Source organism: Candidatus Flexifilum breve, assembly GCF_016713355.1.
The window spans coordinates 1-26,884 of the sequence record NZ_JADJPI010000017.1; the positions used below are offsets into that span (position 1 = coordinate 1).

Here is a 26,884-nt window from a genome sequence, read left to right on the forward strand (position 1 = left end):
TGCTGGCTGATAGCCTCACGTGTGCAGGCGAGTTCACTGTCGGATCGTTTGCCCTTTTCAACCAGACGCTGAATGACTGGAATATCGACCAGCTTTGCGGAGCGAATATCTGTTTACCAGCCATCATCTTACCTTCTACACGCTTCTCTGGCAACGATCATCAGGCGCGGTCTTATTTGGCACTAAGGGCGGAGTACGTTTTTGGGTACTCTCTTTGTTATAACACGAAAGCAGGTAAAACGATGTCCAGAGATTATGCCCTCCCACCAGATCGGGTGCGCCGCTCGGATCGCGCGGTCACCGATGAAGCGTGGATCGCCGAAATGCTCACTCACGCGCCGATTGGCACGCTCGCCACCGTCCACGAAGGCCAGCCATTTATCAACAGCAACCTGTTCGTGTACGACATGACGCAAAATCAGGCAATTTGCCTCACATACCGCGCAGGTCCGGGCGCACCCAGGCCCAACGTCGAAGGCGACGCCAAGGTATGCTTCAGAATGAGTGCCGTGGGGCGTTTGCTGCCCGCCGACGAAGCGCTGGAATTCAGCGTGGGTATTCCGGCGTGGTGGTATTCGAGCGCGCCACGATGATCGAAGGAACAGGCCCGACACGCCTTACGAGATGCTGCTCGACAAGTACTTCCCACGCCCACGGTCGGGCCGCGACTACCGTCCGATCCACGCTGGACGAAGCTGGGAAACGTACAGAGCGTCTTCCGGATCAGCATCAGACTCGTGGGCGGCAAGCGCAAGCAGGTCGGGACGGTTTCCAGCGCGTTTCTACGGCCAACATGGTGAACTGTCTTCGTAGGGACGTGCTAAGAGGGTGTCAAAAGAGGATTCACGCGCCCCTCACCCTGCTAGCTCCCCCAGCGCGTCCTCTCCGCCAGGGAGAGGGACAAAAGACTTTCTCCCCCCTCTCCCCCTTGCGTGGAGAAGGGATCGAGGGGGGGCTGATTGGACACCTCTCTAAGGCGTGCCGTCACATTTGGTACGCCGACATCATACATACATTACTGGTCTTTTCCTTGCGGTTCTTATGACCGTTAAATCCCAAACATCTACCCGCACGCGCGCGAATTCTGGCGGGGCGCGCGCCATTGATCCCGGTGATCGTCGGGGCCGCGCCGCTTCAGCGCGTGATTTTCGGCGCGGTCGCCACCCACGAGCGGCCTGTCGCCACTGGCTTCGGCCGGCGATCGCCCTGTCCGCGTTCGTGTTCGCCGGATCATCACGGGTTCATCGGCGTGAATCGGGTCGCCAGCGGCCGGAACGCTCCCCATCATCTGGCTGACCACGTTCGTGGGTGATCTGCGCCACGCGCTGTACAGCACGACGCTCGCGCCCTATGTCAAAGCATTTGCCGCGCCGCTGGCTGATCGTGCTGGGCTTCCTGCTCACCGATGAGGCCTTCTTCACGGTGATTAACCGCTACAACGAACCGGACGAACTCGCCGCACAAACACCGGTATTTTCTCGGCGCAGGCGCTGGCGCTGTATGAACTGGCGGATCTTCGTGGATCGGAATCACATCGCCGCTAGCACCGTCGACCGAGAATCAACTCAACAACCTCGGCCTCGATTTCACGCTACGCTGACGTTCATCAGCATGCTGATCCGACGGCGCTCAAGCAGCGCCCCCCCCTCGCCGCGGCGCTGGTGGGGGCGGGATAGTGGCCGTGCTCACCTCCACCCTGCCCAACAATATCCGGCCCGATCATCGCGGCGCTCCTGGCGTGGTGGTAAGCGTCATCGCGGAAGGTCTGCAAGAGAAACAAAGAAGAACTACTTAACGCTTTCTCAAAGACGCAAGGACGCGAGGACGCCAAGTAAGTTTCTATCTTTTTACACCAATCTTTCCGCCTTCGCGTGTCTTTGCGTTGAATCTTGATCTTTTGCTGTTGGAGCTCCTGAATGAAGTCTTGCTCGTAGCGGGGATGGCGCTGGTGACCTTCCTCATCCGCTACCCACTGCTGGAACTTGGTCGGCAAAATTGGGCTGCCTGCGCGGCTGTTCAAGGCGCTGCGCTTACGTGCCGCCCGCCGATCTCGCGGCGATCATACATCCCGTCGGTGATCATGCCTAAGGTGAAATCGCGCTCAGCCCGGCAGATCCGTTTCTGGCGGTGGCGGGCCATTGTCTCGCGCTGGTGGCCTGGCGCAGCAAGAACTTGCTTTTGACCGAAATCGTCTGATCGGCTGCGATCACCCCCCTGCTGGCGTACCGCGCCCATCTTCAGACGGTCTAGCTAAACCTCACCCCGCCCCTCTCCTCGCTGACGCCAGAGGAGGTCAAACGCGATCGCGCCGGGTGGGGTTTTGGCGTGGAAACATAAGGGATCAACCCGCATGACGCGCAACATCGCGATCACCTCTTTGAAACCGTCGAAGTGCTCGGCTTCGCCCGAGGCCGCTGGAACGTGTTCGCCTCAGTGAAGGCGTCACGGTCTTGGAAGCCCAATTTTCCGCCGTTCAACGTCACCATACGGTCGCCGGGAACGCCTGGAGCCGATCCCGCGCGGCCAACCCGCTGACCATCGTGCCCGACTACAGCATCGACACCTGCCCCCTGCCACGGCGTCGCCCTGGTACATCCCCGGCGGCGGCGGGTCACGGAAGGCGGCCAGAGCAAAAGACGGCCCCGATCGCGTGGGTCAAAGCGCGGGATCAGCGCACGGAGTTCACGCTGTCGAGTACCCGCACCAGGACCCGTGTCCTCGCCGCGGCAGGCATCCTCGACGGCCTACAGGCGACCACCCATTTCAGCAATCTGGATGAACTGGCCGCCAACGGCCCGACCACCACCGTGCTGCGTGACGTGCGCTACGTCGACAACGGACGCCGTCGTGACCTCGGCGGGCGTGTCCGGCGGGCATCGACATGGCCTTCCCATGGTGCAGCGCCTGCTCAACGAAGACGCGGCGCAGCAGACCGCCCGATGACATCGAATACGACTACTGGCAGCCCGGCTGATCTCATGGAAATCATTCTCGGTTTGACGTCCGCCATTGGCTGGGGCGGCGCGGATTTCCTCGCGGGACGGCCTCCGCCAGATGGGCGGCTTTCGCACGCTGTTTTTCACCGCAGTTCGTGGGCTTCATCACCGTGGGGCTGTACGCGCTGGCGGCCTAAGCGTCTTCACGCTGGGCCCAGCCGACCATCGTCTATGTGGCGGCGGTCGGGCGGCGCTGCTCAACATCGTCAAGCACAAATTTTGACTGTACCGTGCCTTCCGAGATCGGCCTGATGGCGGTCGTCTCCCCGATCACGGCGGCTACTGGCGCGCGGTGACCGCCGTGTTCGCCTTCGTCAGCGGTGAACGCCTGCCCGCCGTGCGCCGGTGATGCTCGGCGTGCTGTCGGCAGTCGTCGGCGTGATGCGAAACCGCTTTTATCATCAACCCGGAAGCCTTGCAGCAAGGCGTGCGCACGCCAGTGGCGTCTCGTGGGCGATCACGGGCGCGGTCGGTTACGCCCTCGTCTTCTGGCTGTTCGGCTTCTACGTGACGCCGTATCTCGGCGGCATTCTGCCCGCGCGTTATTCATCATTAGCGCGCTGACCAACGTCGTGTCTCAGCGGCATTGCGCTGCTCATCGCCATCCGCTGACCGTCCCGCGCAAACGCGACCTCGGGCGCGTGCTCCCTGATCGGCGTATCCGAAGCGACCGCCTACATCGCTATTCTGGGCGGGCACGGCGCTCACGGTGCGGTCTCAATAATGACGGTCTTGTCCTCCTCACCACCACCGTGACCGTCGTGCTTGCGGCGTATTGCTGCACGAACGCCGCTCAAATCGCAGTGGCTCGGCGTTGTGCTGATTTTCCACGGGCATCGTGCTGGTGAGCAGAGGACCTCCACCTCAAGCACGATCTTTGAAGGGACTACGCTCAGTCAGTTCGGTCACCCCTCACCCAACCCCTCTCCCACGCAAGCAGGGGGAGAGGGGCAGAGGTTGCTGGGCAATCTGCTGGCTCCCTCTCCGAGATTCGGAGGCGTGGGGCTGGGGTGGGGTCGAGATGAGCGGACGCAAACGTCGCATGGCTGCATTGGGTTTAACAAGGGAAACACATAGGATCGCCGTACCCGCACCGCGACCTGGCACGACCTCTGCCACTCGCCGAAAGCCCGCACCATGCGCGGACTCGACTTCTTGCAGGCGATGATCGACCAGGGAAGAGATCCCTCGACCGCCTTTCGCCTCTCTGCTCGGCGCGAGCGCTCGTCGAAGTTGCGCCGGGGCGCGCCGTATTCACCACCACCACCACTTCCCGCGCACTTCCGCACCCCACCACCGTGACGCCCGCGGTTCTCAGCCGGCGATCGGGCTGGTGCATGGCGGCGTCGCCATGACCATCCTCGGTCCGGCGACGAGCTCGCTGCCGCGGTGCAGAGGCCATCAGCTGGAGAAGGCGGGCGTCGGCTACGACCGTCAGCCCCGGCAATACCAACTTCATCCGCCCGATCACGCTGGATACCGGGCTGCTGCGCCCGCCCCGAAGGCCAGACGTGCGATCCAACGTGGGGCGGCGCATTTACGCCACGCGGAAAGCGCAGCTGGTCGATACGGCGGGCGACTGTAACGCGCACGGCGTTTCGACCTGCGCGATTTTGACCTGTGGAGAGATTTTGATGAGTGCTAACAAGGCTTCGATTGATTATTTACAAGCAAGCCTTAGACGGCTCCGGGCAGGGATCACCTGTGGGCAGTGCTGGCCGACGTGAGCACCAGAAGGCGGTCGACATTTTATCCAGCTGGAACAAGCGTGACTTCTTCGCACAGCATGGCGGGCTGGGACGCGCTGATGTTCACCATCTTCCGCGACACGGTGGCGGGCATCCCCGGTGACGCCCTACCCCTACTCTCCAACGTCGATGTGACCAACGCGCAGTTCGTCGCCGAGCGGCAGAGCGCAACCGTGGAAGGCGCGAAGCTGGAATGCGGATCAACCGCTTTGCGGCTCAAAATCTTCATCGAGAAGCATCCCCGCCGGGGCCCTACGACCAGCGGTTGGTGCGCTTTCCGTAAAAAAGGGCCAGCAGGCCGCTGGCGCAGTTCGTCGAAGGCGCGATCATCCACGAGCGCGACCATGCGCGGGAAATCGCCGAACTCAAGCAGGCGGGAAGCTCTAGCCGCTCTGCCTTTACCCCCCCAACGACTAAGCCCCGTGCGGCAAGCCTTCTTTAGGATGCGCAGCGCCCCGCGGGCGAAACCGTGCAGCGCCATAGCTCGGCTTCAGTCGCCAGCGTCAACTGCTCAAGGCGAGTGTAGCCCGCGCCGTTGAGCGCCCGCGTCGTAAGCGCGCCAATTTTGGGCAGGTCGGTGGGTTGGAGATGCATTTTTAAGCACTCATTAAATTGATCCTGCACCGCAATTAGCAGACGTTAGAATTGCTTCTTCGAAAACTAATGTTTCCATACCGCCGAAACGATTTACTAAAAGGCAAATAACCTTATAGTATGAAACTTACGTGGATCTGGAATCTAGTTGGATGACAACTCGGTCAGTTTAACGCTCCCCATTTTCTACGATGGTTATCCAGACGATTGGTTACAGACAGAAAAAGCTGCACGATGGCACACGATTGCGTCTATGGCTATTCCGAACTATTCCGCATTCCAAGCAACAACCCATGAGTGGAAACAGCAATTACCTAATCGAGTCTTTGAAAAATGGAGAGAAAGTAAAATATCGGGGCGCGTTTGCCGCGGAACCTCGATTCGCGCTACAGAATGCCATTATGGCTGAATGCCATTTCCTATCGGGAGGACACCATTAGGTCTGCTAAATCCGAATTAGCATCAGCCCTAGGGATTGGATTTACTGAGGAAGCAGATCATCTTGGGCGTGTCACAATGGTCCACGAGTTTGTTAACTTTCATGGTGGACACCGCATAGATCGGATTGAAAACATAACCATTCCGTTACTTGTTCTTGCTTGGTTCATTCTAACAAAAAGTGCTTTTTACAGAAAACAAATACAAGCAGATATTGGCATCCAGCATCTTGTACTTCAGATAATCTGCGACAATTTGAGTGGAATAATCCGGCAATTAGGAATCGTACAAATGAGATTGCACTTCGTAATCTACTAGATCTGACGAGATTACAGAAAGAAAATGTATTTAACAACACAGGGAAATACATGATGGAAACTTTATTGTTGACAATATTGCGAGGCTACTTAAGGAGGTGTCTAGAGAAACCTTCTGGTCTGCAGGCTGGTCGAACTACTTCAGGAAATAGCTAAAGTAGAGGAGTTTCTTACTTGGCGGGAAATGAAATTCGATCATGGTCGACTATCACTAGAACCCATGATCCCACGTTTACGGAACGCAACGCTCATATCCTGACTATCACAAACCTCCTTTGGAACTGTCCTCAGTAGCCTAGAACTTCTGTGTCCTAATCCTTAACCAGCGGACGCAATGAATTGCGTCCGCCTCTTCTCGGCGCGCAAGCTGAGCTGCCCGCTGCTATCAATGGTAGAATAAAATCCAAGAGAAGCCGAACAGGGAATGAATCATGCAGCATGCACCCAGTCGCACCGTTTTCGGTGTGATTACCGACTTCCTAGCGACGAATCCAACGCCGGAAGAGATCATCGCGTACCGCCTGCCCGATGATTTAGAAGCACGCGCCCTTGAATTGCTCGACCCTCAATGGCGAGGACAGTTGAGCGACGTTGAGCGCGAGGATAGCTCGATTTCATTCGCGTCGAGGAAATGATGTCGCTGCTCAAAGCCAAATGCGGAGCAAACTCAAGCGCGGAGCAACGCAGGCATCACCCGTACCCAACGTCGAGATCGTGCGGGAACGTGCTGGAGGCTGTTGCGATACTGTCGCCTACCCGAAAGCGGCGGCACACTCACTTTTCACATCGATCACATCATTCCGATCAAGCACGACGGGGAAGATCACGTCGATAATCTGTGTTTCGCCTGCTACAAATGCAACGGGCATAAGGGCTACGAGATTGCGGATTTACGATCCGGCGGATCGAGCACTAACCCGTTTGTACCATCCGTGAGCAACAGTGGGATGCTCACTTCACTCTGCGCGAAGACATGGAAATCATCGGACTCACCCCGGAAGGTCGCACCACCGTCTGTATTGCTGCAAATGAATGACTCCGAGCGTATTACAAATCGTCAAATTCTAGCCGAACTTGGCGACTACCCGTGCATTTTTCGTGGTGAGGCTAGCCTAGCATCATTCGATACACCTCGACTGTGTCGGCGGCAACCTGCGCGTGGGTGAAGCGTTCCAGTACGCGCTGCCGCCCCTTGGCCGCCAGTTCCGCCCGCAGAGTCGCCTCATCGCGCACACGGCGCAGCGCCTCCGCCAACGCCGCCGCGTCACCTTCCGGCGTGATCAGCCCGGCGTCGCCGATCACATCGGGAATCGCGCCGCTGTCCGAGCCGATCACCGGGACGCCGGACGCCATCGCTTCGACCAGCACGCGCCCGAACTGCTCTTTCCAGTTGGGGCGGGTCAGCGACGGCAAGACCAGCACATCGACTTGCGGATACAGCGCGGGCATCTCCGTCGACGGGACTTGCTCGCGAAACGTAATCCGGTCGCCGTGCGCGGCGGCCTGCGCCTGCAAGCGTTCCGCCTCCGGCCCCCGCCGACGATCAGCGCGCGCCACTCCCCGCCCAGCTGACCGAGCGCGTCCAGCAGCACATCGACGCCCTTCTCCGGCACCAGCCGCCCGAAGAAGCCCACCGTGAACGGGCGCCCAGTCGGCGACCGGGTGAAACAGGTCAGGATCGGTGCCAAACTGCGGGATCACGCGCAGCGGTTTCTGGTAACCCTTCGCGCGCCACACTTCGGCGGCGCTCTCCGTGCCCATTAGTGCGTAATCGACGTGGTTGAGCGTCCAGCGTTCGCCCCAACTGAAGGGCGGCGGGTAGTCCCGCGCGATGTTCTGCCAGCTAAAGAACAGCGACTTCGCGCCCACGCGCCGCGCATGGAACAGCGCCTGCCACGCGGAGAGGTTGTACGGTTCCTCGTCAATGTGCACGATGTCCGGCTTGAACGTCCGCATATGCGCCCCGAGCGTCGGGTAGCTGTGCGCGTGAAAATCGCCGTTCCGCCAGATCGGGATGGCTTCGAGACGGTAACCGTCCGTGTAGACGCGTTCGAGGCGCTGTTCGCCGCGCTCATCTTTCCACGAGGGCGGCACCAGCGCCAGCAGCTCGACACCCATTTTGGCGATCAGTTCGAGTTTCTTCTGGTAGATGCCCACGATGCAGGCTTTGGAGATCATCAACACGCGCACGGGTTCACAGTTTACAGGTGGCAGGTCACAGTCAACGCAGTATAGCAGATGCCATAACCTCACCCCTAACTCCCCTCGCCAGCGGTGAGAGGGGAGGAATGCTGGCTCCCCTCCCTGATTCTGCAGGGGGGGCCAACGGAGGTGGGGTTGGAACGACGGACGCGCCGTTGCGTCCGCTAGAAATCTAATCCGGGGTTCTGCGAGTAATGTTGGCTCCCTCCCTAATTCGGGGGGGGGCGGGATGGGGCGGGTATGGGTGAGGGTCCGGATCAACTGGTCATAGACAGGTCAGGAAAGTCCACTTATAGTAAAGGGGTTGTGTTCACCCAATCGCACAAGGATATCACAGGCATGGAGACTATCCTACCGTTGAGTACGCTGTCGCTGTTCCTCGCTGGCGCCTTCATCTTGCTGATCACGCCCGGCCCCGCCGTGCTCACATCGTCGCGCGCAGTATGGATCAGGGGCGGCGCGCGGGTGTCGTCTCTGTCATGGGCGTGCAGACCGGGACGCTGGTCCATGTGCTCGCGGCGACGCTCGGCCTCTCGGCGATTCTGCTCACGTCCGCGCTGGCCTTCGACATCGTCAAGTACCTCGGCGCGGCGTATCTCGTCTACCTCGGCGTGAAGACCCTGCTCGACAAAACGCCCGTCACCGCCAACGCAGTCGTTGAACGGCGCAGCCTCGGCTCGATCTACCGTCAAGGCGTGGTTGTTGCCGTGCTCAATCCCAAAACCGCGCTGTTCTTCTTCGCCTTCCTGCCCCAATTTGTCGATCCGGCGCGCGGCGCGGTCGGCGTGCAGTTTTTGCTGCTCGGCCTGATGTTCACCCTCATGGCCCTGTTCACCGATGGCACCTATGCCATCCTCTCCGGCACGGCGGGCGGTTGGCTCAAGCGCAACCAGACGTTCTTGCGCGCGCAGAAATACATCAGCGGGACGATCTACATCGGCTTAGGGCTGGTCACGGCCTTCTCCAGCGGCGGGCACAAGTCGAGCTAATCGACGGATGGCGCGGGACGCAGCAGCCCGATCAGGATCGCCAGAATCACTTTGAGCATGTACACGCCCGATTTGATCGGCGTAATCGAGGACTTGCCGCCGTAGCGCGGGTTCATCGTCACGGGGATTTCGCGCAGCCGCAGCCCGGCGCGGTGCAGCAGCACGACCGCTTCCGGTTCGGGGGTAATCATGCGGATAGGTGCGCGCGCACAGGCGGATCGTCCGCTGGCTGGAGGCGCGAAAGCCTGACGTCGGATCGGTGAACTGCTGCCGCGTGATCAGCGAGATGATGCGCGCGAGGATCACGATGCCGACCTTGCGCGCCATCGGCGTGATGTAGCCGCGATCTTCGATGTAGCGCGACCCGACCACGAGATCCGAGCCGCTGGCGATCAGGTCGGATACCAGCAGCGGAATCTCCTGCGGGTTATGCTGGCCGTCGCCGTCGTTCTGCACCGTGACCTCGTAACCATGCTGCGCCGCGTAGAGAAAGCCGGTCTGCACCGCCGCGCCGATCCCGACGTTATACGGCATGTTGAGCACAACAGCCCCATGCGTCGTCGCAATGGCGCGCGTATCGTCGGTCGAGCCATCGTTGATCACGGCGATATCCGCCCACGGCGCGTGCTGGTGGATCAAGCCGATGACATGGGCGATGCTGTCCGCTTCGTTCAGCGCGGGGATAATCACCAGCGTTTTCGGGAAATTCATGTCATCTCTCGCCTCGACCGTCCGCGCGCGACTGATGCTCGTGAGCCGCTCCCGTTCCGCCGGATCGAGCGCCAAGATCGCGGTGAGCCGTGCCGCCAGCCCCGCGTGATCCTCCGGCGACTCGCTGCGCCAGCTTGCATCACCGAGCAGCGGATCGAAGGACGGATTCGTGACGATGGTCGGCACGCGCATGGCCAGCGCTTCGAGCGCCGCTTTGTCGAACAGCCCGACCGGGCTCAAATTGACCGCCGCCGCCGCCCGCGCATACCACGCCCGTACGCCCTCCGCAGACTGATTGCCCACGAAAGTTACCCGTTCTGCCACACCGAGATCCCGCGCGAGTGCTTCCAGTTCCGCCCGATAGTTCGTGCCCTGCTCCGGTGGCACATCGCCGACGAACACGGCGTGCGCCGTGGGCACGCTCGGCAGCGCGCGAATCAGCGTCGCCTGCTGCTTGATCGGCATCAGCCGCGCCACATGCACGACATATTGAGGACGAGGACTGAGGGTTGAGGACTGAGCAGAAGATCATCTTTTTAGGGTGGCGTCCCGAGACGAAGTGTTGTTCTCAGTCCTCAGACCTTCGCCCTCAGTCCTAAAAAACTCCGTATCAATCCCGTGCCCCAGCACCCGCAGTTTCGGCGTCGCGATGGGAAAGCTGTCTGGCGACGCCGTCACCACGCGGCGGCTGACCTGCGTCGCCCATTCGAGTGTGCGATGCCGCTGGCGATGCGTGTACCACAGCGTGATCGGCACATTCAACGGTCGCAGCAGCGGCGCACTCATCAGCGCGAACAGCGGCTGCATGTGCGCGAAACACGCCGCGTAGCGCCGCCGTAACAGCAGCGTACTCAACACGCGGTAAAACTCGACTGCCCGCCGCGCTTCTCCGTAGCCACGCTCCTTGCCAATGGAGTACACACTGACATTCGGCGCAACATCCAAGCGTCCGGCGCGCATGGTAATCACATCGATGTGCTCGTAATGCGCCGCCAGCCGGTTGCTCCAGCCCGTCGTAAAGCCGAGGATCGGATCGTCGGCGTCGGTCGCGAGGTTGAACAGCAGCAGATTCACAACCACCTCCGCCGCCTGCGCATGCCTAGGCGATCGCTTCACGCCACACGCCCATCCACGCATCGATGTAGCGTTCGGCATCGTAGCGCCGCAGCGCGAGATCGCGCGCGCGTTCGCCCATCGCCTTGGCGGGCACGGGATCTTGCAGCAGCGTGACGATCCGCCCCGCCATGCCGTCGATATCCATATCCGGCGCGAGATAGCCGTTCACGCCATTCTCGATCACCTCGTTGACGCCGACCACATCCAGCGCCACGAGCGGCAGCCCCGCCGCCGACGCTTCGAACAGCACGCGCGGCACCCCTTCATATGAGGAAGTGTGCGCGTACACGCTGCCGAGCGCGTAATACAGCGGCAGTTGATCGTGCTGCACCGGTCCATCGAAAATCACGCTGTCCGCTAACCCTTCGCTCTGGCCAACGTAACAAGTTCAACCGGGAGCGCTTCATATCGCCGATGAGCACGAGCTGGCGTCGGGCACGCGGCTGAGCACTTTCTTGAACACTTTGAACAGGATCGGCACGCGCTTGAACCCAACCGGATAGCCAACCCACAGCACGACGGGCGTCGCCGCCGTCAAACCGAGTCGTGCACGCAGTGCCGCCAGTTGATCAGGATCGGGCGCGGCGGCAAAGGCGCTAGCCGCCGTCCCTAACGGCAGAGCGACCACCCGGCGCGGTGATCCCCCTGCCGCGAGATAGTTCTGCTTCTCTTTATCATTGACCGTGCGATAGAAATCGGCGCGCGCGACCACCACCCGCCCAATCGCCGTAAGCAGACGATTGCGCAGCGGGCGCTCATCCAGCCACGCCTGATTGCCGAAGAAGTAGCTGTGATTTTGCACGAGGAGCGGCACACGATAGCGCAAGCGCAGCCACAAGCCGACCAGCCCGGTCGCAAACGGCTCCTGCGTCGTGATGAGGTTCACGCCGCCGCCGCGCAGCACGCCCCGCGCCAACCGGATCGCATCCAGCGGGAACAACACCGGATGGCGGCTGTTGGTCGGGATAATGGTCAGGTGGTCGGAGGGTTGAAACGCCGCGCCGACGTGCGGCGGCGTGTAGACGATGATCGTCAAGCGCCCCGTCCGCGCCGCGTAGGTGAGGTGCCGCGCTCGGGAGTCACCTTGCGGTTGGGTGGCGAGCGCGGTATCCAGACTGAGCATCAAGACATGGTTCATCATAGGGCGTCATTGTAGCGAATTTTCCGCATTAGCGTGAGACTCCGCCTTGACACCCATGCCCGCCGCCATTACAATTCCTCTCGTTCGTGCAACTCACGGGCCTGTAGCTCATTTGGGAGAGCGCTACAATCGCACTGTAGAGGTAAGGGGTTCGAATCCCCTCAGGTCCACACCCAAGAAAAAGCGACTTACGATTAAGTCGCTTTTTGTTTTCTAACTTGAACAGGTTCGAATCCCGTCTACGCTGGTCTGAGTGGTAGCCAGATGTGGACGGTGGTGCCGTGCCCCAAACGACTCTCGACCGTGATCGTTCCCTGATGCAGCTCGATGCCGGCTTTAGCAATCGTCAGACCCAACCCCAGCCCACTCACTACGCCGATATTGCTGCCCCGGAAAAATGCCTCAAAAATACGTCCCCGTTCGTCGGGCACAATACCGATGCCCGTGTCTTGTACCCGTAAATCAATGCCTTGGTTATGCACCGCTAGACTGACCTCCACCGGATGAGCCGGGTGCCGAGAATTGCGCCGCGTTCTGCAGCACATGGAACACCGCGTGCTTCAAGAGGGCGGCATCGCCACCCAGCGTGACCGGCTCAGTTAAATCAAGGCGGTACTTACCGGGCTGACCAAACTGCTTTTCCAGTTCTTGGGCAGTCTGACAACACAGGCTACTGAGATCAACCGGATTAAATGCATGCTGCGCGTTGTTCCGCCGTGTAGCGCTCGAAATAGGTTTCCAACGACTCGGCACTGGTCTGAATGATAGTGAGTGGGGTGCGAAACTCATGGGCAATGTGTTCCATCATCCGGCTCTTGAGCTGGCTCAGTTCGGCTTCCTTGGCCAGCGCCGTCTGCAACCGCTCTTGTTCTATCAGCGCCTGCTGATAGCGCTGGTGTTCCGACAGATCGCGAATCGACATGCTGACCAGCTGTTCCCCGCCATTCTGGCTGGTAAACATGCTGATCGCCAGTTCAATTGGAAAGGCACTGCGATCGGAACGCAAGCCGGTTAACTCACATTTAGCATGTCCGGTTTGCATGACCGTATCGAGGAAGCGGAGAAAACGGGGTCAGTTTCGTCAATGAGGTTAGCGTGTTGAGTAGTGAGCAGTTCAGCTTCATCGCGTCCAAAAATGCGGCACGCTGCCGGGTTGACCAGCAAAATCTGTCCCTGTTCATTCGCTAACATGATCCCGTCATGGCTGTTCTTCATGATCAGGCGCAAGCGCGCTTCACTGACTTCGAGCGCCTTTGCCACTTGGCGCTGCTTAGTGATATCGCGGGTGATACCGACGACTCCCGATAACAGTCCCCTCGCTGTTGCGCAGCGGGACTTTGGTAGTAGACAACCACAAGATATCACCGGTAGGCGCAATAACGAACTCCTCTTGGTTGATGATCGCTTGACCCGAACGCATAATGGCCTGCTCATCAGCGAAGAACGTGGCCGCCATCTCCTCCGGAAACAGGTCAAAGTCGGTGTGGCCGATGATCTGTTCACGCGTAAACGTCATCTGATCGTGGGGGATGCGGTTGATCATCACGAACCGGCTGTCTTGGTCTTTGATGTAGACCAAATCGGGCAAATGGTCGATCAAGGTGCGCAGGAGGCGCGCTCTTGGGCCAGTTGTTCGACCATGTGCTGGCGTTCGGTGCTATCCCGAACCAGCGTCTGCTCTTCACTTACCCGCAGGACTTCTTCCGGCTCTTTGGCCGCCGTCATGGTTCGTACAACTAGCATGCCCGCCACAATCTGACCTTGTTGATCGCGGAGCGGTCGCGCTTGGGCTTGGTAGATGAATTGGTTTTGGCGACCTTCGAACTCGGTGGTTCGCCCTTCAAGCGCGCTCGATAGTGGGGCACGAGCTGCGCTTGCGCGTCCGGCGGGAACACCTCCCAGAGTGTTCGTCCGATCAGCTCTTGGGGGATGAGGCCAGCGGATTTGAGGAAGTCACCTTCAGCGAGCAGATAGCGCAAGTCATGGTCAAATACGAGGATGGCGAGATCGGGCAAGTTCTGCACCACCAATTGATAGAGCGCTGGCTCAGGTAAGTTCATCGGGCGGAGTGGGTCAGCAACGAAGGGCATAGTGGTATTCCGGGTTCCCAAATGCTACCTAACAGACGGCTTGAACGTGAATCTCAGCGAGAATTTGCCAAAAGGTGAAGCTTGACTCACGATCATCCACATTATAGTGGCATTGCGTCTGTGTATGACGAATAGAAAATGCCGTGTAAGGTGATTCCCGGGCGACAGTGGAGCCTCTCTTGACCAAACTTGTGTACCTCGTGGCTTAAGAATATAAACTCATTGTTGAGTGACAGATTTGATCAATAGGCCGCAAGTGAGGACTAACTGATGTTTCGGCTCGAAACTCAGAAGCAATTCGATGAATGGCTAGATGATAAAGACTTAAGGCTAATGCGCTTTTTTGCCTCGATACCACCGGAACTTCTCAGCTACTTAGACTTTTCTCTTGACTCGTTGAAGCATCTAGAAACATGGTTACTTCAGAAGTACCCAGAAGTGCAGAGAGATCTCTCCGTTAATGAGTTAGCCATTATTGATACAATCGGAACTTATGTAGGGGAAGTTTTTCGAAAATATCTGGGAGGCCAATGGGTAATTGACCTAGAGAATGAAGAAAATGCCTATTTTGGTATACCCGGCATTGGGAATTTCGGTGGAAACCACTCTATAAAGCTGGTATATCCATCTACGTGGGTTACAACGTCAATCCATCGTCGCACCGGGACGTTTATATACAACCTTGTAGAGAAATTTTCACGATGAAGGGGAAGACTATATCGGCTGAACTGAATTTGAACCTATGATGACCATTGATACATCTTCGTTACTGATCAGCGTCTCAGATTTGTGGTAGCTCACCCCCTAAATCAACCGCCAGCCACAATGACTGGCGTTTTTTGTCTGGTTAACAGCCCTATAATTATGACTAACTGAATGATGAGTCTTGAGTGTTGCGAGGTAGTCCAATGGGCGAGTCAATAGGGTCAGACGACGAGATAATCGCTTTCTGGTTTCCCTTCTTTAAGGCGCTGAGTATTGACGAATATGAACGCTTTTCCTGGCGCTGGGGCTTGAATCTTGAAAGCACTCCGGAGTTACGAAACGTCGCGAAACACTTCGCCTTGCCTGCCTCTGCGCTCCTCGGATATTCAGTCCCCGAACCAGTTCCCGAGCTTGAGATTGCGGCGGAAGTGAACACAAAGGAGAAGCTGCGCCGGTTATGGCGAACCACTTTTACGCAGCTTGAAGTACTTGGGCAGAGCGCAACCATTCTCGATTGGTATCAGTACTATGATGATCTTTATAAACGTCTTGAACCGTTTGTCAGAGTCTCAGGATGGGATGGTTTGTTACTTACTCGACTGGGCCAAGGGGTCAAAACTAGTCAAGTCTCAACCGCCACTAGCGCAAGCGGTACGAGGTCAACTTCAGCTCATCATCCTCCGCCGTTGGCTCGAATATTATAGATCAAGTGACCAGATCCATGACTTAGAAAGACAAGCGAGATCAACCACGTTGCTCGATCAATGGACGCAGTTTGTTCTTCTCTATGGTATTGGTACGTGGATTATCAATCTTGGAACATTTTTTGCGCAGATTGCTTATTGGAAAGAGATATTCGGACTTTTGACCCCTCGGCAAGTTATCAAACTTGATACTTGGGGAAGTCAGGATTTAACTATGGCGCACCCGGTTCGCTGGTGAAACTTTCCGAACTTTTGGCAGATGTTAAGCTGCGCTAGTGAACTGATTGTCGCCCCGCGTTGGACTAGTCACTGAAAGCTGGGGATATATGCCCTCATGTTGTCAGCTTGCGTTTTGGCGACGGGTTAGCGACACTACCGCAAAACTTCAGGAACAGAGACCCCATGAACCACAGCACGACCATTGCTCAAGCCCTCAATGTCAGCCCCGCGCAGGTCAACACCACGATTGAACTGTTGGATGCGGGCAACACGCTCCCGTTCATTGCGCGCTATCGCAAAGAGATGACGGGCGGTCTCGACGAAGACCAGATTCGCCGCCTGCAAGAACAGTTGGCGCATCTGCGCGCGCTCGATGAACGGCGGCAAACGATTCTCAACTCGATTGAGGAGCAAGGGAAACTCACGCCGGAACTCAGCGCGCAGTTGACCGCCGCGCAGTCGCTGAACGAACTCGAAGATTTGTATTTGCCCTACCGCCCCAAGCGGCGCACCCGCGCGGAGATCGCCCGCGAAAAAGGACTGGCGGGTCTCGCCGATCTGATCCTCCAGCAGGCGCGCCTGCGCCAGACAGAAACGCAGATCGCCGCGCCGTACATCACCGCCGACGTGCCGACCGTCGACGCGGCGTTCGCCGGAGCGCGCGATATTGTCGCGGAAGCGATCAGCGACCATGCGCGCATTCGCGGCGGTGTGCGCGAAAAAGCCCTGAAGTGGGGCTTGCTGCGCAGCGAAAAGATCGCCGAGGCTGCGGACGAAAAGAACGTGTACGCGACCTACTACACCTATGAGGCGCGCATTGATCGGGTGCAGCCCTACCAGGTGCTGGCGATCAATCGCGGCGAAAGCGAAAAAGTCCTGCGCGTGAAAGTCGAGGTCGCCGAACGCGATTGGCTCACGCCCATTCACGCGGTCTACCGCCCGGATCCGCGTTCGCCGCTGGCGGGACAGCTCGAATTGGCGATCACCGATGCGGCGAAACGCCTGCTGCTGCCCGCCATCGAACGCGATGTGCGCGCCACGCTCACCGAACAAGCGGAGACCCACGCGATTCAGGTGTTTGCGCTCAACCTGCGCGGCCTGCTCAACCAACCGCCGCTGACGGGACACGTCGTCATGGGTCTTGACCCGGCGTACCGCACCGGCTGCAAAGTCGCCGTGATCGACGCCACGGGCAAAGTCCTCGCCACGGACACGGTGTACCCGCACGAGCCGCAGCGCCGCTGGGGGGAAGCCAAACAGAGCTTACAGCGGCTGATCAGCACGCACCACGTCACGCTGATCGCGATTGGCAATGGCACCGCCTCGCGCGAAACCGAGCAGTTGGCCGCCGAACTCACTGACGCCGACCGCCACTACCTGATGGTCAATGAAGCGGGCGCGAGCGTCTACAGCGCCAGCCCGCTGGCCCGCGCCGAACTCCCCGATCTCGATGTCACACTGCGCGGCGCGGTCTCGATTGCGCGGCGGGCGCTCGATCCGCTAGCGGAACTGGTCAAAATCGAGCCGAAAGCCATTGGCGTCGGGCTGTATCAGCATGATGTCAACCAGAAGCAGCTCGCCGACAAGCTCGACGCCGTCGTCGAAGCGACCGTCAACCGGGTGGGCGTGGATGTGAACACGGCCTCGGTCGCGCTGCTCACGCATGTCGCGGGCATCGGCCCGAAGCTGGCCGAACGCATCATCGAGTACCGTGACCGGGAAGGCGTGTTCAACAGCCGCGTCGAGTTGAAGCAGATCGCCGGGTTGGGGCCGAAAGCCTTTGAGCAGGCGGCGGGCTTTCTGCGCGTGCGGGCGGGCAAAAATCCGCTGGATGCCAGCGCCATTCACCCAGAAAGCTACGCGATTGCGACGGCGGTCCTCGAACGCGCGGGACTCAATCTCAAGACACCGCCCGCCGAGCGCGCCGAACCGCTCAACGCCCTGCTGCAGCGCTACACTGTCGCGCAGTTAGCCGCCGAGTTGGGCACGGGTGTGCCGACGCTCACCGACATCCTCGAACAGCTCGTCCGCCCCGGTCGCGATCCGCGTGAGGACTTGCCCGCGCCCATCTTGCGCAGCGACGTGCTCTCGGTGGAGGCGCTGCAAACTGGCATGCGGCTCAACGGCACGGTGCGCAATGTGGTCGATTTTGGCGTGTTCATCGACATCGGCGTGAAGCAGGACGGGCTGCTGCATCGCAGCCAAATTCCGCGCGGCCACTCCTTGAGTGTCGGGGACGTGCTCGAAGTGGAAATTCTCAACGTCGAACGGGAACGCGGGCGCATCAGTTTGGGTTGGGTGAAGTAAGTCAGCGCGCCCGCGTGACGCACGTCACCGTGGCGGGCGTTTTGTTTTCCAGCGATGCGGGTATGATCGCCGCACTGGATTGAGGTGCGCAGCGGACAAGCGTCCGCAGTGGGCGCGATTTTGGGAGAACTATCAGCATGAAACGAACCTTATGGATTGGACTGGGGCTGCTGCTGTTGGCCTCAGTCGCCGTGGCGCAGGATGAACCAGAAGCAACCGCCACCCCAACCACCAATATTGTCATGCCCGTCGATGTGAACGATGTCCCCGAGGGTTGGACGCTCGTGTGGAACGACGAGTTCACCGATCCGGCGATCAACCGCCGCCACTGGGGTTTCGCGACGGGGGGGAATGGCTTTGGCAATAACGAACGCCAGCATTACACCGACCGCCCGGAAAACGCCTATATCGAAGACGGCAGCCTCGTCATCGAAGCCCGGGAAGAACGGTACCGGGGCAACGACTACACCTCCGCCAAGCTGCAAACGCTCGTGCTGGCGGATTGGCTGTACGGGCGCATCGATATCCGCGCGCGCCTGCCCTATGGTCAGGGCATCTGGCCCGCCTTCTGGATGCTGCCCGCGCAGGGCACATATGGCAGTTGGCCGAACAGCGGTGAGATCGACATCATGGAACTGCTCGGGCACGAACCGGAAACGGTCTACGGGACGATTCACTATGCCGGGGAGTCCGGTCATCAGCAGTCCGGCACGCATTTCACACTGACCGAGGGCACTTTCGCCGATGATTTCCACACCTTCACCCTGATTTGGGAAGCGGAGCGCCTGCGTTGGTACGTCGACGGCGTGCTGTATCAGGAACTCACCGAGTGGTCGACGCCAATTGGGGAGTATCCCGCGCCGTTCAACCATGCGTTCTATCTGATTCTGAACTTGGCGGTCGGGGGCAACTGGCCGGGTTATCCCGATGCAACCACCGAATTCCCGCAGCGCATGTGGATCGACTACGTGCGCGTGTATCAGGTGGCCGACGGACAGTGAGCGTCAGGTAGTAACGGCGCAGCTCCGAGTCTCAGCCATGCCGCAGCCGCGCGTTCGCCGACGCGCGGCCTCAATCCCACCAAGCTGCCTGACGCACTCTATATGGTTACAACCAACATAGAAAAAACAGTATTAGGCGGCCATTCCGTTACCCGTTGCTGCTGTGATATACTGCACAATTAATGTGCTCGGCAACGCTGCCACAAGAGAAATTGAGCAATCTATGTGGAGTAGATAATTGAATTACAGGACGCGTTCCTTCCTGATCAATGCGCCGTTAGACTTTGCGGTGGCGTCTGGTGCTTATCTACTGACGTTTTCAATCCGCTTGATTGGTCTGCCCTCCTCCGAATTCCACATCACATTCATCTTGCTCGCGGCGCTCATCCTCGTTGCAAATCTCTGGATTTTTGGAGTTTATAAACGGCTGTGGGATCAAACGAGCGGACACGGTGTGCTGCCAATCGTCCGAGCCGTCAGCGCCGCGACGATTATCACGCTGGTCCTCAGCTTGCTCCAATTTCCACGCCCAATCCCGTTGAGCGTCGTGCTCGTTGGGAGTCTGCTGTCATTGAGCGGTCTGGTCGCACTGCGCTACCGGTCGCGCATGTTCCCCAGCGCTCGGCGCGCTGACCCGAGTAACGGTGCTGCTCAACCCCCGCATACCAAAGTCATGATTGTGGGGACAGGCAAGCTGGCGCAGAACATGGCCTACCAACTGCGGCACACCGCCGCACTGCAAACTTATACGATCGTCGGCTTCATCGACGATGATCAGGCGAAGCACGGCATGTATGTTGAAGGTGCTCCGGTGCTCGGCGACCGCCAGGCGATTCCCACCATCGCGCAGGCCCACGGCATCGACCTGATTATCCTCGCGCTGAAAAACGCGGCGGGCGACGATTTTCGGGATATCCTCACCTACTGTGAGAATACATCGGCGCGTTTGAAGGTCGTGCCGGATGTCGACACACTGCTCAACCCGAGCGCGACCGACTATCGTCTGCGCGATGTGAACATTGACGATCTCGTCGGGCGCACCATCGTGACGCGCTCCGACATTGTCGATATGACGCCGATCACCTGCAAGCTCGTGCTGGTGACTGGGGCGGCTGGTTCGATTGGTTCGGAGCTCTCCCGGCAAATCGCGGCCTACAAGCCGACGCACCTCGTGCTGCTCGACAGCAACGAGAGCGATCTGCATGATATGCATATCGACCTGCGCTCACGCTACCCTGAGCTGCCTATCACGCCCGTGCTCGGCGATGTCACGCTGCATGCCGAAATGCGTGCCGTTTTTGAGCAGTTCAAGCCGCAAATCGTCTTCCACTGCGCAGCCTACAAACATGTGCCCATGCTCGAACGCTATCCGCAGAAAGCGATTCAGGCGAACGTGCTGGGGACGAAGAATGTGGCCGAACTCGCCAGCGAATATCACGCGGAACGCTTCGTGCTGATCTCCACCGACAAAGCGATTGATCCATCCAGCGTGATGGGGGCAAGCAAACGGCTGTGCGAGCTCATCGTCTATCACCTGCAAAGTGAATCGCAGACGCGCTTCGGCGCGGTCCGCTTCGGCAATGTGCTCGGCAGCCGCGGCAGCGTCGTCCCCATGTTTACGCGGCAAATCGATGCGGGCGGCCCGGTGACGATCACCGATCCCAACATGACGCGCTTCTTCATGACCATCCCCGAAGCCGTCAACCTCGTGCTGCATGCGGCGTGTCTGACGCATGGCGGTGAGCTGTTCGTTCTTAATATGGGCGAGAGCGTACGCATCGTCAAGCTGGCTGAACGTATGATCCGCCTCCGTGGTCTGCGACCATATACCGACATCCCGATTGAGTTCATCGGCATTCGTCCCGGCGAAAAGCTGCATGAAGCTCTGTATATGGAACACGAAGAAGCCGAACCTACCATTCACCCGCAAATCCTGCATGTGAAGCACTGGAAAAGCGAGTTTTCCGACGAATTCTGGACACAGGTGAACTGCCTAATCGATACGCACGATCCCGAGACCATTCGCAAGCAGTTGGAGCAGCTCGTACGCTTGCAAACTCCCACACAAGAGGATCCGCAGCCGTGAAATCAGGACACCTGACAGGCCAACCCACAGCGCGCATCTCCGTGTCTGGTGACCGGGTCAAACGGCTGTTCGATGTGGCGCTGGCCAGTGGGTTGTTGATCCTCTTTTCGCCGGTGATGCTCATCTGCGCGCTCGCCATTGGCTGGAATATGGGACGACCAATCCTATTTCTGCAACCGCGTATTGGGCGCGGCGGCGCGATCTTCACCGTGTACAAATTCCGCACCATGCTTCCTCCCACCACTCCCAATGGTCGCCAGTTGAGCGATGCGGAACGCATCACGCGGCTCGGCAACCGTCTACGCCGCAGTCATTTCGACGAAGTGCCGCAGCTCATCAATGTTCTGCGGGGCGAGATGAGTCTTGTCGGGCCGCGACCGCTGCTCCCGCAGTATCTGGAACGTTATACTGCGCGCCAAGCGCGGCGGCATGAAGTACAACCCGGCATCACCGGGTGGGCGCAGATTCATGGCGCGAACGCGTTAAGTTGGGACGAAAAGTTTGAACTTGATGTGTGGTATGTTGACCATAGGTCGCCGTTAATCGACCTGGACATCCTTGGGCGCACAGCTCTGATGGCGCTCATGTCGTTGGTCACGCGGCGCGCCGAACCGCTGACAACGGAATTCACCGGCTCGCAAACCACCTCAAACGGAGACCAGCGATGAGCGTGATCATCATTGGCGCAGGCGGCCACGCCAAAGTCGCCGCCGACATTTTTCGGCTGGTTGGCAGCCCCGTCCTCGGGTATCTGGACGACGACCCGGCGAAAATCGGCATCAACCTACTCGGTTATCCGGTTCTGGGCGCACTTCAGACTGCTAGCGCGTATCCAGATGCCGCCTTCATCATCGGCATTGGCGCCAACCAGACGCGGTATATGCTGGCACAGCGCTTGACAGCCAGCGGCGTCCTGTGGGCGTCGGCCGTCCATCCACGCGCCGTCATCGCCGAATCGGTGACAGTGGGCGCAGGCGTGTTGATCGCAGCCCAGGGCGCCGTCAATCCGGATACGACCATCGGCGATCATGTCATCATCAACACCGGCGCGACAGTTGACCATGACTGCTCAATCGGTGATTATGTCCATGTCGCGCCCGGCACACATCTGGCGGGCGGCGTCAAGGTAGGCGCCGGAACCTTGATCGGCGTTGGCTCGGTAATCACCCCCTACGTGACCATCGGCAGCGGTGTGGTGATCGGCGCGGGCTCGGTGATCACGAAAGATATTCCCGACCATGTGACCGTCGTCGGCGTTCCAGGGCGGACCATCAGTACCAATCAAGCATGGCCACCCGCGCCTGCAACTATATCTCGTTAACGCTAGTGAAGTAGGATTTACAATGAAAATTCCCATGTCTTCGCCGGACTTGACGGCCGCAGAAATTGCGGCCGTCAATGAAGTGCTGCACAGCAACTATCTCAGCATTGGCCCGAAAATCGTCCAGTTTGAAGAAGCGATAGCCGCGTACTGCGGCGTCCGTCATGCCATTGGCGTGAATTCGGGGACGAGTGGGCTGCATTTGGCCGTAATCGCGGCCGAGATCGGCGAGGGCGACGAAGTTATCACACCGTCGTTCAGCTTCATCGCGTCGGCTAATGCCGTTGTGTATGAGCGCGCACGCCCGGTCTTCGTCGACATCAACCCTCAGACAGGTAATCTGGATCCGCAGCTCATTGAAGCAGCTATCACGCCGCGCACCCGCGCCATTATGCCCGTCCACGCCTTTGGGCAGCCCGCCGATATGGATCCCATCATGGAGATCGCCCGACGGCACAAGCTGTACATCATCGAAGACGCCTGCGAAGCGATTGGCGCGGAGTACAAGGGTCAGCGTGCGGGGACGTTTGGCGATGCGGCTGTGTTCGCCTTTACCCCAACAAGCAGATGACGACGGGTGAAGGTGGGATGATCATCACGAACAACGAGGAATTCGCCCAGATTTTCCGCAGTTTGCGCAATCAGGGGCGCGATGTCTTTGATGCGTGGCTGAACCATACGCGTCTGGGCTACAACTATCATCTGAACGAAATGAGTGCGGCGCTCAGGCTGGTACAAACCCAACGCCTCGACGAACTCCTCGCCAAACGCGCGCAGGTCGCCCAGTGGTACAACGAGCGGATCGCGGCTATTGATGGTTTGGAACCGCCCTATATTGACCCGAACACAACGCGGATGAGCTGGTTTGTGTATGTTGTGCGCTGTCAGGCCGGGGTGAGCCGCAACCAACTGATGCAGCACTTGCACAAACACGACATTCCGTCGCGCCCTTACTTCACGCCCATTCACCTGCAGCCTTTTTACCGGGAAAAGTATGGCTGGAAATTGGGCGATCTGCCGCATACAGAAGCCGCCGGTGAAAGTTTCCTCGCCCTGCCGTTCTCCAGCGTGATGACCGAGGATCAGGTCGAGATTGTTTGTGAGCAGTTACGTGAGAGCATCAAGCTGGCGCAGAATGCCGCGGTTTAGCCCGGCTCTGGAGACTCATGGCTAAAGGAAGAACCACGCCGATCAAAGTTTGCCATGTCGCTGCGACCACAGAGGGCGCAACGTGGATGCTCGAACAACTCCGTGAACTTCGGCAGCGCCACCAATATGAGGTTTCCGCCATTGTCGCGACGGGGGATGGCGCGCTGCTTCGTAAACTCGAAGCGGAGCACATCCCCTATCATCAGTTTGATTTTTCATTTCCAGTCGCAGGGATGGGCATCAGCGCCCTCACCCGTGTCTTGAAGCTCGCCGAGTTGTTCCGGCGCGAACGCTACGACATCGTGCAATCGCATCTGTTCGATTCGATGGTGCTGTCCCGCTTGGCCGCGTGGCTGGCCGACGTGCCCATTCGGCTGACGATGATTGCCGGGCCGTATCATCTGGAAGCGCATACCCCTCAATGGATCGATGTTTCGACATGGTGGATGCAGACGGCCCTCCTCCCCTCCTGCCAGTACACGCAAACGCTGTATGAGCAGGCGGGTGTGCCCACCAGGCGCCTGCATCTCGTGTACTATGGTCCAGATGAGAGTAAATTTGATTCGGCGAGCGTGACGCCGTCGCTGATCCGGCAGGAGTACGGCTGGTCGGACGACACGCCGCTGGTGGGCATGGTCGCCTACTTCTATCCGGTGCTGTTCGCCAGTCGCTGGACGCCGCCGAAGCTGCACAACCGCGCCAACAAGCGGCAGGAAGATCTGGTGGCAGCGGCACCGCGCATCCTCGAAGCCTTCCCCGACGCGCGGTTTGTGCTCGTCGGTTCCGGTTGGGGCGAACCCGGGCAGCAGCAAATTGAACGCGTTCGTCAGCAGATTCGCGACCTCGGACTCGAGGAACAGATCAAGCTGACGGGCTTTCGAACGGACGTGAACAACATCTTGAAGACGCTTGATGTTTCCGTGCAAGCCTCACTGAGCGAAAATCTCGGCGGAACCATCGAGTCCTTGTTGATGGAGAGTCCGACAGTCGCCACGCGCACCGGGGGCATGGTCGACGCAGTCGTGGACGGTAAGACGGGCGTCCTGGTCGAACCCGCTGCTCCCGACTCGCTTGCCGACGGGATCATCACCCTGTTAGCGGATCGCGCGCAAGCCCGCGCCTATGGCGTGGCAGGACGGCAGTGGATGCTGGAGAAATTCACGCTGGCGTGCACCGTCGACCGGCTGGATGAGGTCTACCGCACCTACCTCGACAGGCGGCGCGGGTATTCAGCCTTCGCGGGCTTCAGCCGCGGTTTTATCGCCCTCTTCGTCTTCAGCTACCTCGCCGCGCGCCTGTTCTGGGATATCACCTCCGGATATCGGGAGAACCTCCGCGCACGCTGGAGGTCTCTGAGTATAGCCGGCCCGCGGCGCTTCATCCTGGGTCTGCCGCGCCTGATTGTCGACACCATCGTCGACGGAATCAAGCGCAGTGCGCGCTGGCTGTGGTTGCGTCCGCTCTACATCTATGGTTATATTCGCCATCTTCTCCGAGGAACCGCTGCTTTACGTCAATGGGACATCTTTTTCGCGCGAATTCGGGGACGGCAACCACCCACATGAGTTTGACCGGCAAACAAGACCTTCGAAACATCGTACTGCTGATCATAGCGCAGGCGTTCGCGGCGGGCGTGGGGCTCATCGCGTTCGTGCGCATTGGCAGCCTCTTCGCCATCAACGAGTTGGGGCGCTTCGGTTTCGCGTCCTCCTCGACCGTGCTGTTTGGGCTGCTGGCTGAACTCGGCATCCGCTATGTCGCCATCAAAGATATCGCCATCGCCCCTCAGCGTAGTCGCAAAGTCTACCGGCATTCGATAGCTTTGCGCGTCCTGTTGTCAACGCTGACGCTCGCGCTGCTCTACACTGTCGCGGAAGTCTTCCCGCCGTGGCACGAAGAAACGCGCCTGCTCATGCTTGCGGGGCTGGTGGCGGTGACGCAGTTTGGCGCGGAACCGATCACATGGGTGTTTTTTGGTCAGGGGCGCGTGGATATTGGGGCGCTCATCCTCATCCTCGACCGCTTCCTGTACATCGTCTTCATCAATCTGGCCGCGCTGGTGTGGAACAGCGCTGAGTCACTCCTGCTGGCGGCGTTTTTGGCCAATCTGTTCCGCTCGTTTCTCGCCTGGTTGTGGGTTCGCTCACGACTGCGCACTGATCAAGAAGCGAGCGGTTGGGACACCAATCTTTTCCGGCAGTTGATTTGGGATGGGATGGCGATTGGCGTCGCGGTCGTCGTGTCGGTCACGTACATGCAGATCACGACCGTCGTCGCACAGTCGGTGACGAGTCCCGAACAGCTGGGGCTGTACGCGATTGCGATTGGTATTGTCAGCGTGCTGCTGGTGATACCGATGGCGATGACTAATGCGCTGTTCCCCGCTGGCACGCACGAGTGCTGGTGATACCGAACAGTTTCGCCGCCTGTACGCGACGATGGTGCGCCTGATGTTGTTAATCGGCGTCCTGATGGCGGTGGGCGTCTTCCTGTTTGCCGATCCGCTGCTCACCCTGTGGGTCGGCGGGCGTTATGAACAAGCGATCAATATCCTGCGCCTACTCGCGGTCGGGCTGTTCGCCGCCACGCTGAACTACCTCTACCGAATTCTGTTGTTCGCGTTCAATCGGCCGTCGGTCGAAGCGCTGCTGGATGGTATTGGCATCGCCGTCGTCGTGGTTGGCGGAAGTTTGCTCGGAGATCGCCTCGGTGCGGTCGGAATCGCCATCGTTTACGTCTTTGTCGAAGTGTTGCTTCTCGCCGCCAAAATTATCGTCACGCGCCAATGGTTGGGCGCGTTTCCGCAGGTCGGCTTGCTCATCCGCCTGCTGATCGCCACGCTCGTGCCCTCCGTGGTGATGCTCATCGGTCTACGACTGGCTTTTCAGGTGCTCGGGTGGGTCGCGGGCGTCAGCGTGCTGTTGGTTGCCCTGAACATTGTGCCGCTCACTACGCTGCGAAGCCTGTGGACACAGATTAGCGCCGGGTCTCGCCGCATCCTTGCGCGCCGCTCCCCGACAGATTCGACCAATCTGCCTGTCTAGGCTGCG

The 26,884-nt window shown here is 59.2% G+C and carries 29 protein-coding genes, 1 tRNA gene and 3 pseudogenes; 20 read left to right on the top strand and 13 right to left on the bottom strand.

Features of this window, described 5'->3' with window-relative positions:
* The first annotated feature begins 242 nt into the window (after window positions 1–242).
* The 4 genes from IPK17_RS16055 to IPK17_RS16070 all read left to right on the top strand — a co-directional run bounded on the left by IPK17_RS16055 (window position 243) and on the right by IPK17_RS16070 (window position 3,560).
* Window positions 243–593 (top strand): hypothetical protein, encoded by a 351-nt coding sequence (locus IPK17_RS16055; RefSeq protein WP_343418704.1) that lies wholly within the window; start codon window positions 243–245, stop codon window positions 591–593.
* 757 nt (window positions 594–1,350) lie between these two features.
* Complete coding sequence (locus IPK17_RS16060) at window positions 1,351–1,893, top strand: hypothetical protein (RefSeq protein WP_343418705.1); 543 nt, start codon at window positions 1,351–1,353, stop codon at window positions 1,891–1,893.
* A gap of 557 nt (window positions 1,894–2,450) precedes the next feature.
* Complete coding sequence (locus tag IPK17_RS16065) at window positions 2,451–3,248, top strand: type 1 glutamine amidotransferase family protein (RefSeq protein WP_343418706.1); 798 nt, start codon at window positions 2,451–2,453, stop codon at window positions 3,246–3,248.
* A gap of 96 nt (window positions 3,249–3,344) precedes the next feature.
* The gene (locus IPK17_RS16070) at window positions 3,345–3,560 is read left to right on the top strand and encodes a hypothetical protein (protein ID WP_343418707.1); all 216 of its coding nucleotides are present in this window, start codon (window positions 3,345–3,347) and stop codon (window positions 3,558–3,560) included.
* 1,185 nt (window positions 3,561–4,745) lie between these two features.
* On the opposite strand, the gene IPK17_RS16075 is transcribed toward IPK17_RS16070, so the two are convergent.
* Window positions 4,746–4,973, bottom strand: a complete 228-nt coding sequence (locus tag IPK17_RS16075) for a hypothetical protein (RefSeq protein WP_343418708.1) — start codon at window positions 4,971–4,973, stop codon at window positions 4,746–4,748.
* A gap of 209 nt (window positions 4,974–5,182) precedes the next feature.
* Complete coding sequence (locus tag IPK17_RS16080) at window positions 5,183–5,338, bottom strand: hypothetical protein (protein WP_343418709.1); 156 nt, start codon at window positions 5,336–5,338, stop codon at window positions 5,183–5,185.
* A gap of 1,186 nt (window positions 5,339–6,524) precedes the next feature.
* Here IPK17_RS16080 and IPK17_RS16085 point away from each other — a divergent pair.
* Together IPK17_RS16085 and IPK17_RS40585 are read left to right on the top strand one after the other, a co-directional pair.
* Window positions 6,525–6,728, top strand: a complete 204-nt coding sequence (locus IPK17_RS16085) for a hypothetical protein (RefSeq protein WP_343418710.1) — start codon at window positions 6,525–6,527, stop codon at window positions 6,726–6,728.
* A 102-nt stretch (window positions 6,729–6,830) separates the two neighbouring features.
* Window positions 6,831–7,259 carry an HNH endonuclease gene (locus IPK17_RS40585; RefSeq protein ID WP_350341635.1) on the top strand — a complete coding sequence of 143 codons (429 nt, stop codon included), beginning with the start codon at window positions 6,831–6,833 and terminating at the stop codon, window positions 7,257–7,259.
* On the opposite strand, the gene IPK17_RS41070 is transcribed toward IPK17_RS40585, so the two are convergent.
* On the bottom strand, window positions 7,201–8,283 hold the full coding sequence (locus IPK17_RS41070) for a glycosyltransferase family 4 protein (protein ID WP_502748847.1): 1,083 nt from the start codon (window positions 8,281–8,283) through the stop codon (window positions 7,201–7,203). The genes IPK17_RS40585 and IPK17_RS41070 overlap by 59 nt on opposite strands.
* Window positions 8,284–8,738: 455 nt before the next feature.
* On the opposite strand from IPK17_RS41070, the gene IPK17_RS16105 reads away from it, so the two are divergent.
* Entirely contained in the window at window positions 8,739–9,284 is a 546-nt protein-coding gene (locus IPK17_RS16105; protein ID WP_343418711.1) for a LysE family translocator, read from the top strand.
* On the opposite strand, the gene IPK17_RS16110 is transcribed toward IPK17_RS16105, so the two are convergent.
* The 5 genes and pseudogenes from IPK17_RS16110 to IPK17_RS16130 form a co-directional block, all read right to left on the bottom strand.
* On the bottom strand, window positions 9,237–9,995 hold the full coding sequence (locus IPK17_RS16110; RefSeq protein WP_343418736.1) for a glycosyltransferase family 2 protein: 759 nt from the start codon (window positions 9,993–9,995) through the stop codon (window positions 9,237–9,239). The two genes, IPK17_RS16105 and IPK17_RS16110, sit on opposite strands and share 48 nt — an antisense overlap.
* Before the next feature lie 81 nt (window positions 9,996–10,076).
* A pseudogene (locus IPK17_RS16115) lies at window positions 10,077–10,493 on the bottom strand (glycosyltransferase); the annotation flags it as partial.
* A 30-nt stretch (window positions 10,494–10,523) separates the two neighbouring features.
* Window positions 10,524–11,111 carry a hypothetical protein gene (locus IPK17_RS16120; protein ID WP_343418712.1) on the bottom strand — a complete coding sequence of 196 codons (588 nt, stop codon included), beginning with the start codon at window positions 11,109–11,111 and terminating at the stop codon, window positions 10,524–10,526.
* Window positions 11,095–11,469, bottom strand: a pseudogene (locus IPK17_RS16125) (glycosyltransferase); the annotation flags it as partial. The pseudogene IPK17_RS16125 and the gene IPK17_RS16120, both read right to left, overlap by 17 nt.
* Window positions 11,470–11,514: 45 nt before the next feature.
* A complete protein-coding gene (locus IPK17_RS16130; RefSeq protein ID WP_343418713.1) occupies window positions 11,515–12,252 on the bottom strand; it encodes a glycosyltransferase in 738 nt (245 codons plus the stop codon).
* A 97-nt stretch (window positions 12,253–12,349) separates the two neighbouring features.
* Here IPK17_RS16130 and IPK17_RS16135 point away from each other — a divergent pair.
* Window positions 12,350–12,422: transfer RNA gene (locus IPK17_RS16135), tRNA-Ala, on the top strand.
* A gap of 69 nt (window positions 12,423–12,491) precedes the next feature.
* On the opposite strand, the gene IPK17_RS16140 is transcribed toward IPK17_RS16135, so the two are convergent.
* The 5 genes from IPK17_RS16140 to IPK17_RS16160 form a co-directional block, all read right to left on the bottom strand.
* The gene (locus tag IPK17_RS16140) at window positions 12,492–12,797 is read right to left on the bottom strand and encodes a sensor histidine kinase (RefSeq protein WP_343418714.1); all 306 of its coding nucleotides are present in this window, start codon (window positions 12,795–12,797) and stop codon (window positions 12,492–12,494) included.
* 143 nt (window positions 12,798–12,940) lie between these two features.
* Complete coding sequence (locus tag IPK17_RS16145) at window positions 12,941–13,258, bottom strand: histidine kinase dimerization/phospho-acceptor domain-containing protein (protein ID WP_343418715.1); 318 nt, start codon at window positions 13,256–13,258, stop codon at window positions 12,941–12,943.
* Between the two features lie 5 nt (window positions 13,259–13,263).
* Entirely contained in the window at window positions 13,264–13,512 is a 249-nt protein-coding gene (locus tag IPK17_RS16150; RefSeq protein WP_343418716.1) for a PAS domain S-box protein, read from the bottom strand.
* 10 nt (window positions 13,513–13,522) lie between these two features.
* Complete coding sequence (locus tag IPK17_RS16155; protein WP_350341636.1) at window positions 13,523–13,852, bottom strand: PAS domain-containing protein; 330 nt, start codon at window positions 13,850–13,852, stop codon at window positions 13,523–13,525.
* A 136-nt stretch (window positions 13,853–13,988) separates the two neighbouring features.
* Window positions 13,989–14,342, bottom strand: coding sequence for a PAS domain-containing protein (locus tag IPK17_RS16160; protein WP_343418717.1), 354 nt, complete (start codon window positions 14,340–14,342; stop codon window positions 13,989–13,991).
* A 270-nt stretch (window positions 14,343–14,612) separates the two neighbouring features.
* On the opposite strand from IPK17_RS16160, the gene IPK17_RS16165 reads away from it, so the two are divergent.
* From IPK17_RS16165 to IPK17_RS16220, 12 genes and pseudogenes are all read left to right on the top strand, one after another.
* Window positions 14,613–15,047, top strand: a complete 435-nt coding sequence (locus tag IPK17_RS16165; RefSeq protein ID WP_343418718.1) for a hypothetical protein — start codon at window positions 14,613–14,615, stop codon at window positions 15,045–15,047.
* A gap of 203 nt (window positions 15,048–15,250) precedes the next feature.
* Complete coding sequence (locus IPK17_RS16170; RefSeq protein WP_343418719.1) at window positions 15,251–15,751, top strand: hypothetical protein; 501 nt, start codon at window positions 15,251–15,253, stop codon at window positions 15,749–15,751.
* 49 nt (window positions 15,752–15,800) lie between these two features.
* On the top strand, window positions 15,801–15,989 hold the full coding sequence (locus IPK17_RS16175; protein WP_343418720.1) for a hypothetical protein: 189 nt from the start codon (window positions 15,801–15,803) through the stop codon (window positions 15,987–15,989).
* A 164-nt stretch (window positions 15,990–16,153) separates the two neighbouring features.
* Window positions 16,154–18,277, top strand: coding sequence for a Tex family protein (locus IPK17_RS16180; RefSeq protein ID WP_343418721.1), 2,124 nt, complete (start codon window positions 16,154–16,156; stop codon window positions 18,275–18,277).
* A 137-nt stretch (window positions 18,278–18,414) separates the two neighbouring features.
* A complete protein-coding gene (locus IPK17_RS16185) occupies window positions 18,415–19,278 on the top strand; it encodes a glycoside hydrolase family 16 protein (RefSeq protein ID WP_343418722.1) in 864 nt (287 codons plus the stop codon).
* Between the two features lie 238 nt (window positions 19,279–19,516).
* Window positions 19,517–21,364 carry a polysaccharide biosynthesis protein gene (locus IPK17_RS16190; RefSeq protein WP_343418723.1) on the top strand — a complete coding sequence of 616 codons (1,848 nt, stop codon included), beginning with the start codon at window positions 19,517–19,519 and terminating at the stop codon, window positions 21,362–21,364.
* A complete protein-coding gene (locus IPK17_RS16195; protein WP_343418724.1) occupies window positions 21,361–22,032 on the top strand; it encodes a sugar transferase in 672 nt (223 codons plus the stop codon). Before IPK17_RS16190 ends, IPK17_RS16195 begins: the two co-directional genes overlap by 4 nt.
* Window positions 22,029–22,685: an acetyltransferase gene (locus IPK17_RS16200; RefSeq protein ID WP_343418725.1), complete on the top strand. Its 657-nt coding sequence runs from the start codon at window positions 22,029–22,031 to the stop codon at window positions 22,683–22,685. Before IPK17_RS16195 ends, IPK17_RS16200 begins: the two co-directional genes overlap by 4 nt.
* A 34-nt stretch (window positions 22,686–22,719) precedes the next feature.
* A pseudogene (locus IPK17_RS16205) lies at window positions 22,720–23,834 on the top strand (DegT/DnrJ/EryC1/StrS family aminotransferase).
* Window positions 23,835–23,851: 17 nt separating this feature from the next.
* The gene (locus IPK17_RS16210; RefSeq protein ID WP_343418726.1) at window positions 23,852–25,399 is read left to right on the top strand and encodes a glycosyltransferase; all 1,548 of its coding nucleotides are present in this window, start codon (window positions 23,852–23,854) and stop codon (window positions 25,397–25,399) included.
* A complete protein-coding gene (locus IPK17_RS16215) occupies window positions 25,396–26,241 on the top strand; it encodes an oligosaccharide flippase family protein (protein ID WP_343418727.1) in 846 nt (281 codons plus the stop codon). Before IPK17_RS16210 ends, IPK17_RS16215 begins: the two co-directional genes overlap by 4 nt.
* On the top strand, window positions 26,204–26,878 hold the full coding sequence (locus tag IPK17_RS16220) for a lipid II flippase MurJ (protein WP_343418728.1): 675 nt from the start codon (window positions 26,204–26,206) through the stop codon (window positions 26,876–26,878). Before IPK17_RS16215 ends, IPK17_RS16220 begins: the two co-directional genes overlap by 38 nt.
* Window positions 26,879–26,884 lie beyond the last annotated feature (6 nt).